The sequence below is a fragment of the Paenibacillus sp. genome (assembly GCF_035645195.1).
In the GTDB taxonomy this organism is placed as follows: domain Bacteria; phylum Bacillota; class Bacilli; order Paenibacillales; family YIM-B00363; genus Paenibacillus_AE.
This window is the reverse complement of sequence record NZ_DASQNA010000016.1, coordinates 70,559-83,973: the sequence shown is the minus strand read 5'-3', so window position 1 is coordinate 83,973 and position 13,415 is coordinate 70,559. Positions and strand designations below refer to the sequence as shown.

Here is a 13,415-nt window from a genome sequence, read left to right as displayed (position 1 = left end):
GTCCATTGTAGCACAACCGAAATCGCCCTGTGTCCGGGGTCTCCGCAAAGGCGAATAAAGGAAGCCGCAAAGTGGCAAAATGAGACAATCAACGCCAAAGCGATGTTGATAAATGGAAACAAAATAATTACAATGGTCTTGGGTGAAAGAAATGACGCTTTCGCCTGCCAATGTTAGGATGAGTCTTGTTGGAACATGAAAAACAAGTCCAGCTCGAATTGGCCAGTCATATCGGGAGACTGCTTCGCGAGGCGTTCGGGAAGGGACCGCAGTCGATCCACGTCAGCATTCGCCGGCCATTCGTAGTCGTGTATTTGCGGAGCTTCTTATCCCAAACGGAGAAAATTCTCCTCGAACAGGACCAGGTGTTCTCCATGCAGAATACCAGGGATTTGGTGATGAAGACGTTGATCCCTGAAATCAAGGCGTTCACGTCGTTGATCGCGGGGATGCATTTACGCCAATTTTATTACGACTGGGGCCTGCATAACCACTCCGGCGTCTTCGTCGGGATCGAAGCGGACGAAGGCAATTTGGAAGCGATCAAGCGAGAGCATTATCCCGGCAAGGATGAATTTCTTCAGGAAATCCGAAGCATCAGCGAAATGGTGCAGAAGGTTCCGGAAGAGTCGTATTCCTGCATGGTCAATGACCGTACGCTCGTGGTCGTCCGCAACGGCATTCTGATCAATATCGAGAAAGAATTGATTCGCTTAGGGTACGAAGAGAATTTGAAACTGGCGAAACGAAATTTGGAAAAACGGCACTTGCATAACAACAATCATTTCCAACGAATTTTACATAGGCATATCGTCGACGTATTCGCCGATTGGGATTTTCATTACGATAGAAGCGTCTTCGTTTTCATGCTTCAACCCGGTCAATAATGTAGGGTTAATGAGCCAGAGACAGCGCTGGACATAAGCCTAAATGAGAGCTGCGACAAGCGGCTTTTGTTTAGGCTTTTTTCCATGGAATTCGCTTGAATCGGAGGGATCGAGCCGCGCCATGTCGAGCTGCTTCGTTCGAATTCATTCGGAGCAAGATATTTATTTAGCGCTGCGTAAGGTCAGGGCATTGATGGATCAGCTATCGTTTTCGGAGATGAACCAGCAGAAAGTGATCGTTGCGGTATCGGAATTAACCCGAAATATATTAGATCATACCGATTCCGGGGGGGATTTTTCGTGTGAGATTACGGCCGAGGGGGCCTTGCGCATCTCCATTGAGGATCGCGGAGGCGGGATTCCCGATGTGGATCGCATCTTGAGGGGCGAGCACGTCGCCCATCGCCGCGGGTTGGGATTAGGTCTTGCGGGCGCGAAACGAATGATGGATGAATTCCAGATCACTACATCGAAAGAAGGTACGAAAATTGTCTGCATCCAATGGAAAGAGGGAAACCGAATCCGACCTCACGTTAGATCGCCTAGCTTCGATCGGTCAGATTGCGGCGGGCATCGCCCATGAGGTGAAAAATCCTTTAACGGCCGTGAAGGGTTTCCTTCAAATGCTCAGAACGGAATCGCCGCACAAATACATCGATTTTGCATACACGGAGCTGGAAAACGCACTCACGACATTGGAGAATTTACTCCATGTATCCAAACCTGATTTGGAAAACGAACCTTACGACTCTATCAATCTGTGCTCCGAATTGGAGTCTATCTTGTATCTCTTCCAAGAGAGATCCTACCAAGTTACGATTAAGAAACAATTTTCGGACACGGACGCAAGAGTGTACGGAAGGAGAAATCAGCTAAAGAAGGCGTTCTTCAACCTGTTGAAAAATGCGTTCGAAGCGATATCCGATAAGGGCGCCATCACGATTAGTCATTACAAATTGAACAATAGATTAGTCGTCAAGGTGTCGGACACCGGGGTAGGAATCCCCCAAGATAAGCTAGGGTTGCTGGGCACCCCGTTCTATACGTCCAAGACGGAAGGGACGGGAATGGGATTGACGCAAGTGTTTTCGGCGATCTACGAACATGGCGGGACGATCCGTGTCCGAAGCGAGGTCGGAGTCGGTACGGAGTTTTCGATTCATTTCCCGATTCATAACAACAATCATCTAGGAGTGGTCACAATGCAGCTGAACTACGTCGAGAGTCAAGATTTTACGCAATACTATATGCTGAATCGGGACAAGTTTCATGAATTGCTGATTTCGCAAGGGAAGGACCTGTTCGAATCCGTCAAAGCCGCGGCCGGTCTAGAGCCTGAATTTATCTTGGATTCCGCGCACAAAGTGGTCCATTTGCTCAATGAACGGAACGAACACGGCCTCATTATGCACGCGAAGGAGCACGGGCGGAATTGGGCGAAGCTGAACTTGGATTTAATCTTAAAGCTGGAATGGTTCCAGATGCTTCGGAAATTGTATTGGGATTTCTTATTCAACTACTATAGCAATGTCGAACAAACGCAAAGAGATTTCTTCGAATTGGAGCGGCAGGTCAATTTCAATCTGGATTCTTATTTAAAGCATTTCGCTTCCAGTTATTCGGAGTACAAGAATGAAATCTTGCTGTCGCAGCGCGAGGTGATCGAGGATTTATCCGTGCCCGTCATTCCCTTGTCCGACAGCATAGCGATCCTGCCGATCGTCGGAACGCTGGATACGCTCCGCGCCAGGAAAATACAAGAGAACGTCCTGATCCAAATTTACCAATTGCGGATCAAACAAATTATTATCGATTTGTCCGGTGTGGCCTATATGGATACGGCGATTGTGTCGCATCTGTTTCGAATCGTGAACGGCATCGCCATTCAAGGCTGCAAAGCGATCGTCACCGGGATCCGTCCGGAAATCACCAATACGATGGTGGAATTAGGAGTCCCGCTGTACGAGAAAGTAGAGACGAGGGGGACATTGCAGCAGGCGCTAGAGGAATATGCAAAATGGGTGTAGCGGCCAACCATTCATTCCAAAGTTTTAAACTTGCTAAATCTATAAATAATTATTAAAATAAGTATTGGGTGGAAGATTTGACGCTTTTGCCTTATATTTAAGAGATAGGGGATCCTCCCTTTGACTTATTAACAAGACTTTTAATATAGGTTGGCAGTAATGGACCAGAGATAGAGCTGGACATAAGCCTAAATAAAAAGTTGCCGCTGCAGCTTTTTATTTAGGCTATTTTTATTTAGGCTATTTTATTTTGTATCCGAGCCCCCCCTTTTAAGGATGTCCCGATCGAGCGCGTGTGTAAAGTTTTGAGGCGATCCTAAAAAACGGGGTAAAGCATAGACCGTTTACCTAGACTGAGGATGAATGTTTTGAACACTAACGACAACCAATACCAGAACGAAATTGCGAGTCATGTCGGCAAATTGCTGAGGGACGCCTTCGGGAAGGGACCGCAATCCATCTATGTGAGCGTATATCATCCGTTCATTGTCATTTATTTGCGGAACTTCATGACGCCTACCGAAAAGATTCTCCTTAAGCAAGGGCAAACCGATTCGATTCAACATACTAGGGAATTCGTAATGCATTCGATCATTCCCGAGATCAAAGCCTATTTGTTGCTGCTGATCGGAATGGATATTCAGGAGTTTTATTACGATTGGGAGCTGCATAATCATTCGGGCGTGTTCGTCGGTGTGCTTGGCGAGTACCAGAATGCAACGGAGACGTACGAGGGGAAAGAGGACTTACATCGAGAGATCGAAGGCATAAGCCGCAAGGTGCAAAAAAGCCCGGACTGCATCGAATCTTGGTTGATCAACAAAAGAACGCTTCTTATGGTGCGGGATGGGAATCTGATAGACATCAGCAATGAAATTATTCGGTTAGGGTACGAAAAGCAATTAAAGCAGGTCTTGAGCAATTTAGAAAAACGATATATCCGGAACAACCTGCATTTGCAAACGATTTTAAATACGAGTATTGTCGACGTGTTTTCCGATTGGGATTTTGGGCGGGACCGGAGTATCAACGTATTCATATTGCATCCGAAAGCGTGAAGAAGAAGCTGTTGCGGCAGCTTCTTTTTTTCGGTTTTCGACGCAGGTTTGCAATATAATGAAATTTAGGGTCATAAATTGTTCCACGTGGAATGTTGAACGGGAGGGCCGGCTTTGAAGCACTTATTAATGAAATACATGGACCGGTTTACAACGCTGGGCGAGGACGAACAGCGCGCCGTTCTCGACGACATCCGCATCGAGGAGTACCGGAAAGGGACGACGCTGCTCCGCCAAGGGGATGTTCCGACCAAGTGCTACTTCGTACTGCAAGGGTGCGTCAGGCAGTTCACCGTTGACGAAGTGGGGAAAGAAACGACGACGCAGTTTTATACGGAGGAACAAGCGATCGCGGCGTTCCATCGGTACAAACCGGATCAAGCGTCGGGGTATTCGCTCGTCTGCACGGAGAATGCCGTGTTGGTCGTCGGCGATCTCGATAAGGAAACGTCGATGTTCGAGAAGTACTCCCAATTGGAATCGATGACGCGCAAGATGGTCGAGGAACACTTGAGCGACATGCAGGATGAATTCGCCGCGTTCATTGCCGCATCGCCCGAAGATCGGTACAAAGCCCTGCTGGAGAAGCGTCCCGGCTTAGCCGATCGAGTGCCCCAGCACCAGCTCGCGAGCTACCTCGGCATGACGCCGGAATCGTTGAGCCGAATCAAGAAGCGTCTCCAGCACGACCGCCAAGGCCTGTAAGCCGAGATTCCTCCGGCTTCGGGCCTTTTCCTCCTTTCCACAGCAGCCAGATGCCGAAGCCGAGCTCGCCCGCGGTCATCGGGACGAGGAAGACGTACTCTAAGATGGCGATGAACCCTTCGTTATGCGGAAAGAGCGTCTGCAGCGAGTGAATGGACAAGTAGCCGACGGCGGCGAGGAGCAGCAGCGCGCTGAGCCACTTCGGAACAGCCGGCAACCGGAAAGTTAAATAACTCACGAGCAGGAGATGCGCGCCGAAGACGATCAAGCCGGCCGACCAAGACGACTCGAAGGCCGCCAGCAACAAAGCCGTCAACGCCTGCGCTTGCTCGAGGGGGAGAAGCGGCGTCTCCGCCGAAGGTGTCGCAAGAAGCGATACGACGAGCAAGTTCAGAAGGGCGGCGCCGAGAATGGCCGCGTAGCCGATCCGAAACCAGGCGCCGAGCAGCGAAATGCCGGCATGAGCCGGTTTGAGGACGAGGTACACGGCCCAAGCGGCGACGATATCGCAGATGAGGATGACGAGCCAGCCGAATATTCCTGCGCGGAACAAGGCCGGCGAAGCGAGCAGGTTGTCAAGCGTGGCGGCGGAATCGCCGGGGACGATCAAGCTTTGATGGACGAAGCCGTATGCGAACGCCGCCGCGGCCGCCATGAGCAGAAGCGAAACGCCGCCCGCGACGGCGGCGCCGCGCGCGGTCGATGGATTGTTGCCGAGGTTCGTCATAGAAGATGTCCTCCCGATTTCGGTTTCTTTTGAACCGATCATAACCGGAAGGACGCCGCCGCGCATTGACGGAAGTCAATGCAACGCGACGAGACTGTACGTTCCACCCCTCCGACGCGCCGCGGGCGAAGCTGCCCGGGCGCGTTTCTTTCTTTCGTCCCGCGAAGAATTAAGAAACCCTTAAGATTTGTTCTCCCTATTTCTTTCGAACCGGAGGTTATCATTGAATTATCTAAGAGACTATAGAACAATGGCGGAAGGAGGCGAGTCGCAATGAACCAATACCGCGTGCTGGTGGTCGACGACGACAAGGACATCAGGGATGCGATCGAAATATATTTGAAGAACGAAAGTATCGCGGTGGTGAAAGCCAAGGACGGCATCGAGGCGATCGAGACGCTCAACGAGCAGGAAATTCATTTGATCATTCTCGACGTCATGATGCCGAGGCAGGACGGCATTACGACGACGTTCAAAATCCGGGAGAAGAAAAACATCCCGATCATCATGCTCAGCGCGAAAAGCGAGGACACGGATAAAGTATGGGGGCTTCAGGTGGGAGCGGACGACTACGTCACGAAGCCGTTCAATCCGCTGGAGCTGATCGCTCGAGTGAAGTCGCAGCTGCGCAGGTACGTCACTTTGGGACATTACGACGGGAAGAACAAAACGGTCAATTTGAACGGGCTGACGTTGGATCCGTTCGCCAAAGAGGTGGCGATCCACGGCGAGCCGGTGAGGCTGACGCCGATCGAATATAAAATCGTAGAGCTGCTGATGTTAAACGCCGGCCGGGTGTTTTCGATCAACGAGATTTACGAGCGCGTATGGAAGGAGCCCGGCTTCAACGCGGAAAACACGGTGGCGGTACATATTCGGAAAATCCGGGAGAAAATCGAAATCGATCCGAAAAATCCGAGGTATGTAAAGGTGGTATGGGGCATTGGATACAAAATGGAAAAGTAGAGCGATCCTGGCCGCTTGGATTTTTTTGTTCGCGTTCGGCTGCAGCGCGATCGTCACCGTGGCGACGGATGCGGGCGATTACGCGCGAAAGAATTATTTTCATACCGCCGATTTTCAGTCTCAACTGGATAAATTGATCGATTATTTGACCGTATTTGAGCTGCAGGATCTGCCCATTCGCGAGGCGAAGCGGCAGATCGAGGTGACGCCTCTTGAGATCGAAGAGTACCGCTTCCGGGAAGGAGACTTGTCCCAGAGGCTGGCGGCTTTGAAGGAGGAGTACGACCCCCGCATCACGGAGGCGTTGGGGGCGGGCGACGAAGAGATCGCCGAATTGTATACTGCAGAATTGGAGCGGCGCATCGAGGACCTTACGGAGCTGTTCAGAAGCGACGAGTATGCGAGGATGCTGATCGTTGCGGAGAAGGAAAGGGAGATCGACGCTTACTACCGCGAGAAAGAGCATCTTCGAGGAGAATATATGAAGCTTCGGTCCGCGTTCGCGTATCGCCTGAAGGACGTCGAGTCCGGGATCGTCTACACCAATGTGCAGAGCGAGGACGGCGCGGGAGCGGAGCTGCATGATGAGGACATGCGGTACGTTCAACGCTATGCGTCGTTGTCGACGGCGGGCCGTCCTTACCGTTTCTATATCCAAGGAGGGCATCTCGTTCCCAAGCCCCCCGGACCATTCGAAGGGGAGATTGGGGTGCTGAAGTCGGCGCCGCCGACGAGCGACGTAATGATCAGTTACAACGGTTTTCAGGCGGAGCAAACAGCGTTCTTACTGTACTCGATTTCCGGATTGGCAGCCCTCGGAGGCAGCATCATGCTCCGCCGAAAATGCGGCGCCCGCGCGAGGGTGAACATCGAGCGGCTGGAACCGTTCTACCGCAGAATCCCGCTGGATATCCGCTTCCTTAGCTTTGGGGTCGCGGCGATCGTCTTGCTAGTGCTGCTATTTTCCGCGGACGACGCCTTCCTCTATCGAGGGGCCGAGGCGATGATCGGGCAATCGGTCGTTGTGCTGATCTTCACCGCGATCTTCCTCGCGCTCGTTATCGTCCAAGGCAAGCTGCTCCGGGAAGAGCTGAGGAGTCTGTCTGCCCTTCGCGAAGCGTGGAGCCATGCGCTGGTATGCCGGGGATACCGGCGGGTGAAGGCGGCCTTGTTGATCAAGTCCATCGCATTTCAGACGATGCTGCTGCTGGCGATCGCATTCGGCTTCGGCTTCGGCGTCGTTCCGGTCATCATGGAGCCCGAAGGCGTTCTCATCTATTTTCCGTTGTTCGTCGTCATCGGTGTTCCGGCGTTATGGCTGGTCGTGAAGCGCATCGGCTATTTCAATCAGATCGCCGTACACGTCGCCCGACTTGCCGAAGGTCAGCTCGAGCCGGACTTGCCCGTCAAAGGGAGCTCGGTTCTCGCCGCGCTGGCCGGACATGTCAACGTCTTGAAGCAGAAGGTGAAATCGTCCCGGACGGAGCAAGCGAAAAGCGAGCGGTTGAAAACGGAGCTGATCACGAACGTCAGCCACGATCTGCGAACGCCGCTCACGTCGATCATCACTTACACGGAGCTGCTCAAACATCCGGAACTGCCGGCGGAGGAGCGGAACGCGTATATCGAGATCATCGACCGGAAGTCGCAGCGTCTCAAGGCGCTGATCGACGACTTGTTCGAGGCGAGCAAAATGGCCAGCGGGCATATTCAGCTGGAGAAGGAAAAGGTCGACCTCGTGCAGCTGCTTCAGCAGGCGCTGGCGGAGCACAGCGAGGCGATGCAGCAATCCGATGCGCAGTTTCGGGTGTCGCTGCCGGACGAACCGGCGCTCGCCCTTGTCGACGGGCCCAAGTTGTGGCGCGTGTTCGACAACCTGATCGGCAACTGTCTGAAATACGCGATGGAACACACCCGAGTGTACATTACGATGAAGATCTCCCCGCATCAAACGGACATCGTCTTCAAGAACGTGTCGAAATACGAGCTGAGCGATAACGTCGACGAGCTGTTCGAACGGTTCAAGCGCGGCGACGCCTCCCGGCATACGGAAGGATCCGGACTCGGTCTCGCCATCGCCAAGTCGATCGTCGATCTGCACGACGGAAGCCTGGAGCTTGAAGTGGACGGGGATTTGTTCAAGGTGACCGTCGCGCTGCCCGCGGCCTAACGAAACACCGGCGGGCAGCCCGCGGGCGAAAAATGGAAAAAACGACGAAAATGTACCGTTCGATCTACGAGCCTCCGCTTCGCGCGGGGCTTTTTTCGTTCGCAAAAATGTGTCATAGACGCGGGCGGGCTGCTCGTTCGAAGATGGAAGTAACCGAAAGGGATCTTCAATACCAAAGGAGGATGTAATGATGAAGAAAAAAGGAATCATTTCGCTGCTGTCGGCCGCGCTCGCTTTGGGGGCGATGTCCGTCGGCGTCGGGGACGGCGCGGAGACGGCGCAAGCGTTCTCGACGCCGACCGCGTACAAATTCGATTTCGGCGCCGGCCCGGTCGAGCCGGGGTATATCGGCGTAGGCGCTTCCGACTTGTACTCTCCGTTCGTTGGCTACGGATTCCAGCATCCGGAGCTCATAGCGAACGTGGCCGCATCCGGAACCGGCGCCGGCAGCGATGCCGTGCAGTTCCTGCAGACCGGCGTGACGAGCACGAACACGTTCAATGTGGATCTGCAGAACGGGCTTTACCACGTCGAGTTCACCTTAGGCGACACGAACCGCTCGAGCGTGGCGGCGGAAGGCGTCTATCAAATCATGAATATGACCGGCAACGGAGTGTCCGACGCCGTGCTGATCCCGGTGAAGGACGGGCAACTGAACGTGATCGTCACCGCCGGGGCGGGGGGCTCCGCTTATACGTTGTCGGCGCTGGAAATTACGAAGGTGTCGAACAGCCATGAGATGCCTCGTACGATTTGGGTCGGCGGCGATTCGACCGTGGCGAACTATTATCCGAAGGACAGCGACGAATTGGTCGGGTGGGGACAGGTGCTGCCGCAGTTCGTGAACTTGGACGAATTCGTCGTCCGGAACATGGCCACGGCCGGTCAAGTCGCGCAAGGGTTCTTATACGGCGGGCCGCTGGACACGGTGCTTAAGTATATCAAGCCGGGCGATTATTTCCTGCTCGAGATGGGTATCAACGATGAGAAGCGGTATTCGGAGGAGCAGTTCGCCAGTTATATGCGGGACATCGTGAAGGCGGTCAAGGCGAAGGGGGCGGCGGTCGTGCTCGTGACGCCGCAGGGGCGCGCCATCAGCTGGACGACGCAAGGGACGAACGTGGTGCATTACGCGGAGGAAGATTTTTACCGGCATGCGACGATCGCCTTGGCGCAGGAGCAGGGCGTGCATCTCGTCGACCTGAACGTGCTAAGCTCGGCGTATTTCACGCAGATCGGGCCGGAGGAAACCACGCTGCTGTATAAGACGGGGGATTGGCTCCACTTCAACCGCGACGGCGCCATGGTATTGGCGGATCTGGTCGTGAAGGATTTGAAGAGGCAGCAGCTGGACGGTTTTGCAGAATAGGAGCGGGAAGGTTCGATGCCTCGCGGGGAAATCCCGCGGGGCATTGTTTGTTCGGGGAGCCGCGGGCAAGATATAATAAAGCTCATTTTTGCTGGAGGTGTTCCGGTGGTCGACGTCCGAACGGAAATCGTCATTCAATGTCCCCGCGACGAAGCAGCCGCCTATACAGCCGACCCGGACCGCGCGCCGGAATGGTATAAGAATATCCGGAGCGCGGAGTGGCGGACGCCGAAACCGCTGCAAGTCGGCACGCGAATCGCATTCAAAGCGCGCTTCTTAGGCCGCGAGCTCGTGTATGTAAACGAGGTCGCGGAATACGTCCGCTCGGAAAAGCTGGTCATGCGCACGGCGGAAGGCCCGTTCCCGATGGAGACGACGTACGAGTGGAGCGACGCCGGCGACGGGGGCACGCGGATGAAGCTTCGGAATCGCGGGGAGCCCGGCGCATTCTTCAAGCTCTTCGCTCCGCTCATGGCGGCGGCGATGCGGAAAGCGAATCTGAAGGATCTGCAGGAAGCGAAGCGGATTCTCGAGAGCCGGCATGGCAAGGCGAAATGAGGGGAACGTGCGGGGCGCCTGGAGGGCGCCTTGCTTTCGTTCTTGGAGTGCCGGCCCGGGTGCGTGCCGCGGGTGCCCGGGCTTACCGTCGTAGGCTTTCGGCCGCGGCTTTCCAGCTTTACTTAGGTTGACAGAACTATATCGAGATTGTAGACTTTATTTCATAATTTCATAGAACCTCACTTTTCATTAGTGGGGTAGAGGCGCGATATGTAACAGTCTTTAGCGGAGTTGGAGCAGCGAAGATGCTAGGGAGAAGGACATATCGCCGAAGCGCGCAAGGAAAGCTCGGCTCTTGTGCGCTGGGTCTGCAGTTAAGAGCTGCAGAACTGTCTTCGCGGACGTCCCGGTTCGCGAAGTTGCGCTATCTCATTGGGGAAGAGAGGGATTTTGGGCGCTTACGCGGCCTGAGTCGATCTCAGGCCGCTTTTGTTTTGATCAGTGGACAATAATATCATTCAAGGGGAGAAGGATCACAATGAAAATGAAGACATCTGTAGCGGCACTTATGATTTCCGTGCTTCTCGTATTGGCGGGCTGCGGCGGCGGCGCGAGCGAAAGCCCGGCGGCGACGGCACCGGCCGAGGAAGGGAACGGCACGTTCAAAGTCGGACTGGAAGCGGCTTACGCTCCGTTCAACTGGACGCAGTCGGACGATTCGAACGGCGCGGTCCAAATCGAAGGCAGCGCGGAATACGCCGGCGGATACGACGTCGAAATCGCGAAGAAAATCGCCGAAGGCCTGGGCAAAGAGCTGGTCATCGTCAAAACGGAGTGGGACGGCCTCGTTCCCGCGCTCGTATCCGGCAAAATCGACGCGATCATCGCGGGCATGTCGCCGACGGCGGAGCGCAAGGAAACGATCGATTTCACGGATAACTACTACAAGTCCCACTTGGTCATGGTCGTGAAAAAAGGCAGCCCGTTCGAAACGGCGAAGTCGATTCAGGACTTCAAAGGCGCGAAAGTGACGGCACAATTGAATACATTCCATTACTCCGTCATCGACCAAATCGAAGGCGTGAACAAGCAGCCGGCGATGGACAACTTCGCGGCGATGCGCGTGGCGCTCGAGTCCGGCGTCATCGATGGCTACGTGTCCGAGCGGCCGGAGGCGGTGAGCGCATCGGCGGCTAACGACAACTTCGCGATGGTAGAGTTCGAGGAAGGGTTCGCAACCTCCGAAGACGACACGGCGATCGCCGTCGGCCTGAAGAAAGGCAGCGAGCTGGCGACGCGGATCAACGAAATTTTGGCGGGCATTTCGGAAGAGGAGCGCACGCGCCTGATGGATGCGGCGATCCAAAATCAACCGGCGGCAGAATAATATCGACATTACGAACCGGCTGCAGCTCCTTGTTGCAGTCGGTTTTATGGTTAGAGGAGGCAACACATGAGCTTCGAATGGATCGTTAAGATCGTCGTTGATAATTGGCCCATGTTTTTGCGAGGGGCGGTCGCGACGCTGTGGATCGCGCTGCTCGGCACGATTCTGGGCGCGCTCATCGGCTTGCTGGCGGGCGTCATTCGCACGATTCCGCTGCCGGAGCGGGGCGTGAAACGGACGGCGCTCAAAATCATCAACGCGCTGTGGGTCGCGTATATCGAATTTTTCCGCGGCACGCCGATGATCGTACAGGCGATGGTCATTTATTACGGATCGGCCATGGCGTTCGGCATCGACGCGGATCGGCTGTTGGCGGCTGTGTTCATCGTTTCGATCAACACAGGCGCCTATATGGCGGAGATCGTCCGCGGCGGCATTGCCTCGATCGACAAAGGGCAGTTCGAAGCGGCGCATGCGCTCGGCATGACCCATTTCCAAACGATGTGGAACGTCGTGCTGCCGCAGGTGATCCGCAACATTTTGCCGGCGACGGGCAACCAATTCGTCATCAATATTAAGGATACTTCCGTTTTGAACGTTATATCCGTCTCGGAACTGTTTTTCCAAACGAAATCGGTGGCGGGCAACAATTTTCGGTATTTCGAATCGTTCTTCGTCGCCTGCGTGCTGTATTTGGTCATGACGATCACGGTGTCGCGGATTTTGCTGTACTTCGAGCGGAAGCTGGAAGGTCCTAACAGCTACGAAATGATTCGCGATATCGAAGCGAAAACGCCGGCTAGATAACCCGAGGAAGGAGGAGAAGCGCATGAGGGACATCATACAAATTCAACATTTAAGCAAAACGTTCGGTACCCACGAGGTGCTCAAGGATATCGATTTTTCGGTTCGCAAAGGCGAGGTCGTCTCGATCATCGGTTCCTCGGGCTCCGGCAAGTCGACGCTGCTTCGCTGTATCAACTTGTTGGAGACGCCGAGCGGCGGCCGCATCGTGTTCAACGGCGAAAATATTCTCGAAGGCCGGCACGATATCGCCGCTTACCGCCGGAAGCTGGGCATGGTGTTTCAGCAGTTCAACTTGTTCGACAACCACGACGTGCTCGGCAATTGCGTCGTCGGCCAAATGAAAGTGCTGAAGCGGTCGAGAGCGGAGGCGGAGCAAATCGCGAAGCGGTTCCTCGGGGTCGTCGGCATGGAACGGTATTTGCACGCGAAGCCGAAGCAGCTGTCGGGCGGGCAGAAGCAGCGCGTCGCCATCGCGCGGGCGCTCGCCATGGAGCCGGACGTCCTGCTGTTCGATGAGCCGACCTCGGCGCTTGATCCGGAGATGGTCGGAGAGGTACTGAAGGTCATGAAGGAGCTCTCCGAATCGGGCCTTACGATGCTGATCGTGACGCATGAGATGGAATTCGCGAGGGAAGTGTCGGACCGCGTCGTGTTTATGGACAAGGGCGTCATCGCGGAGGAAGGGCCGCCGGAGCAAATTTTCGGGAGCCCGAAGGAAGAGCGCACGAGGGAGTTTTTGAAGCGGACGTTGAAATTATAAATAAGGGAAGTCCCGGTCCGGAGCGGATCGGGACTTTTTTGCGCGGAACCCCGG

At 54.5% G+C, this 13,415-nt stretch carries 13 protein-coding genes, 1 pseudogene and 1 riboswitch; of the genes and pseudogenes, 13 read left to right on the top strand and 1 reads right to left on the bottom strand.

Translation table 11 applies throughout. The features are described 5' to 3' along the window. Positions 1–188: 188 nt before the first annotated feature. From VE009_RS07915 to VE009_RS07895, 6 genes and pseudogenes are all read left to right on the top strand, one after another. Positions 189–887, top strand: a complete 699-nt coding sequence (locus tag VE009_RS07915) for a Na-translocating system protein MpsC family protein (RefSeq protein ID WP_325006849.1) — start codon at positions 189–191, stop codon at positions 885–887. A gap of 43 nt (positions 888–930) precedes the next feature. Next, entirely contained in the window at positions 931–1,470 is a 540-nt protein-coding gene (locus tag VE009_RS07910; protein ID WP_325006848.1) for an ATP-binding protein, read from the top strand. Beyond that, a pseudogene (locus VE009_RS27210) lies at positions 1,376–1,603 on the top strand (histidine kinase dimerization/phospho-acceptor domain-containing protein); the annotation flags it as partial. The gene VE009_RS07910 and the pseudogene VE009_RS27210, both read left to right, overlap by 95 nt. Positions 1,604–1,669: 66 nt before the next feature. Next, a complete protein-coding gene (locus tag VE009_RS07905) occupies positions 1,670–2,914 on the top strand; it encodes an ATP-binding protein (protein WP_325006847.1) in 1,245 nt (414 codons plus the stop codon). Positions 2,915–3,282: 368 nt separating this feature from the next. Further along, the gene (locus VE009_RS07900) at positions 3,283–3,972 is read left to right on the top strand and encodes a DUF2294 domain-containing protein (protein WP_325006846.1); all 690 of its coding nucleotides are present in this window, start codon (positions 3,283–3,285) and stop codon (positions 3,970–3,972) included. 114 nt (positions 3,973–4,086) lie between these two features. After that, complete coding sequence (locus VE009_RS07895; RefSeq protein WP_325006845.1) at positions 4,087–4,677, top strand: Crp/Fnr family transcriptional regulator; 591 nt, start codon at positions 4,087–4,089, stop codon at positions 4,675–4,677. Here VE009_RS07895 and VE009_RS07890 read toward each other — a convergent pair. Beyond that, positions 4,640–5,404 (bottom strand): DUF4386 domain-containing protein, encoded by a 765-nt coding sequence (locus tag VE009_RS07890; RefSeq protein ID WP_325006844.1) that lies wholly within the window; start codon positions 5,402–5,404, stop codon positions 4,640–4,642. The two genes, VE009_RS07895 and VE009_RS07890, sit on opposite strands and share 38 nt — an antisense overlap. 273 nt (positions 5,405–5,677) lie before the next feature. Here VE009_RS07890 and VE009_RS07885 point away from each other — a divergent pair, with 273 nt between their 5' ends. The 7 genes from VE009_RS07885 (at position 5,678) to VE009_RS07855 (ending at position 13,361) form a co-directional block, all read left to right on the top strand. After that, positions 5,678–6,370: a response regulator transcription factor gene (locus VE009_RS07885; protein WP_325006843.1), complete on the top strand. Its 693-nt coding sequence runs from the start codon at positions 5,678–5,680 to the stop codon at positions 6,368–6,370. After that, positions 6,348–8,540: a histidine kinase dimerization/phospho-acceptor domain-containing protein gene (locus VE009_RS07880; RefSeq protein ID WP_325006842.1), complete on the top strand. Its 2,193-nt coding sequence runs from the start codon at positions 6,348–6,350 to the stop codon at positions 8,538–8,540. Before VE009_RS07885 ends, VE009_RS07880 begins: the two co-directional genes overlap by 23 nt. 244 nt (positions 8,541–8,784) lie before the next feature. Next, positions 8,785–9,909 (top strand): rhamnogalacturonan acetylesterase, encoded by a 1,125-nt coding sequence (locus tag VE009_RS07875; RefSeq protein ID WP_414694801.1) that lies wholly within the window; start codon positions 8,785–8,787, stop codon positions 9,907–9,909. Between the two features lie 105 nt (positions 9,910–10,014). Beyond that, positions 10,015–10,467 carry an SRPBCC family protein gene (locus VE009_RS07870; protein ID WP_325006840.1) on the top strand — a complete coding sequence of 151 codons (453 nt, stop codon included), beginning with the start codon at positions 10,015–10,017 and terminating at the stop codon, positions 10,465–10,467. Between the two features lie 190 nt (positions 10,468–10,657). Then, positions 10,658–10,842, top strand: a riboswitch (Lysine riboswitch). Between the two features lie 103 nt (positions 10,843–10,945). Next, complete coding sequence (locus VE009_RS07865; RefSeq protein WP_325006839.1) at positions 10,946–11,794, top strand: transporter substrate-binding domain-containing protein; 849 nt, start codon at positions 10,946–10,948, stop codon at positions 11,792–11,794. A 66-nt stretch (positions 11,795–11,860) separates the two neighbouring features. Further along, the gene (locus VE009_RS07860; RefSeq protein ID WP_325006838.1) at positions 11,861–12,601 is read left to right on the top strand and encodes an amino acid ABC transporter permease; all 741 of its coding nucleotides are present in this window, start codon (positions 11,861–11,863) and stop codon (positions 12,599–12,601) included. Positions 12,602–12,623: 22 nt separating this feature from the next. Then, positions 12,624–13,361, top strand: a complete 738-nt coding sequence (locus VE009_RS07855) for an amino acid ABC transporter ATP-binding protein (RefSeq protein WP_325006837.1) — start codon at positions 12,624–12,626, stop codon at positions 13,359–13,361. The last annotated feature ends 54 nt before the right edge of the window (positions 13,362–13,415 follow it).

Excerpts from the sequence above, each read along its gene's own strand:
- VE009_RS07910 (WP_325006848.1), top strand. The coding sequence starts at position 931 with ATGAGAGCTGCGACAAGCGGCTTTTGTTTAGGCTTTTTTCCATGGAAT.
- VE009_RS07890 (WP_325006844.1), bottom strand. The coding sequence starts at position 5,404 with ATGACGAACCTCGGCAACAATCCATCGACCGCGCGCGGCGCCGCCGTC.
- VE009_RS07885 (WP_325006843.1), top strand. The coding sequence starts at position 5,678 with ATGAACCAATACCGCGTGCTGGTGGTCGACGACGACAAGGACATCAGG.
- VE009_RS07875 (WP_414694801.1), top strand. The coding sequence starts at position 8,785 with ATGTCCGTCGGCGTCGGGGACGGCGCGGAGACGGCGCAAGCGTTCTCG.
- VE009_RS07865 (WP_325006839.1), top strand. The coding sequence starts at position 10,946 with ATGAAAATGAAGACATCTGTAGCGGCACTTATGATTTCCGTGCTTCTC.
- VE009_RS07860 (WP_325006838.1), top strand. The coding sequence starts at position 11,861 with ATGAGCTTCGAATGGATCGTTAAGATCGTCGTTGATAATTGGCCCATG.
- VE009_RS07855 (WP_325006837.1), top strand. The coding sequence starts at position 12,624 with ATGAGGGACATCATACAAATTCAACATTTAAGCAAAACGTTCGGTACC.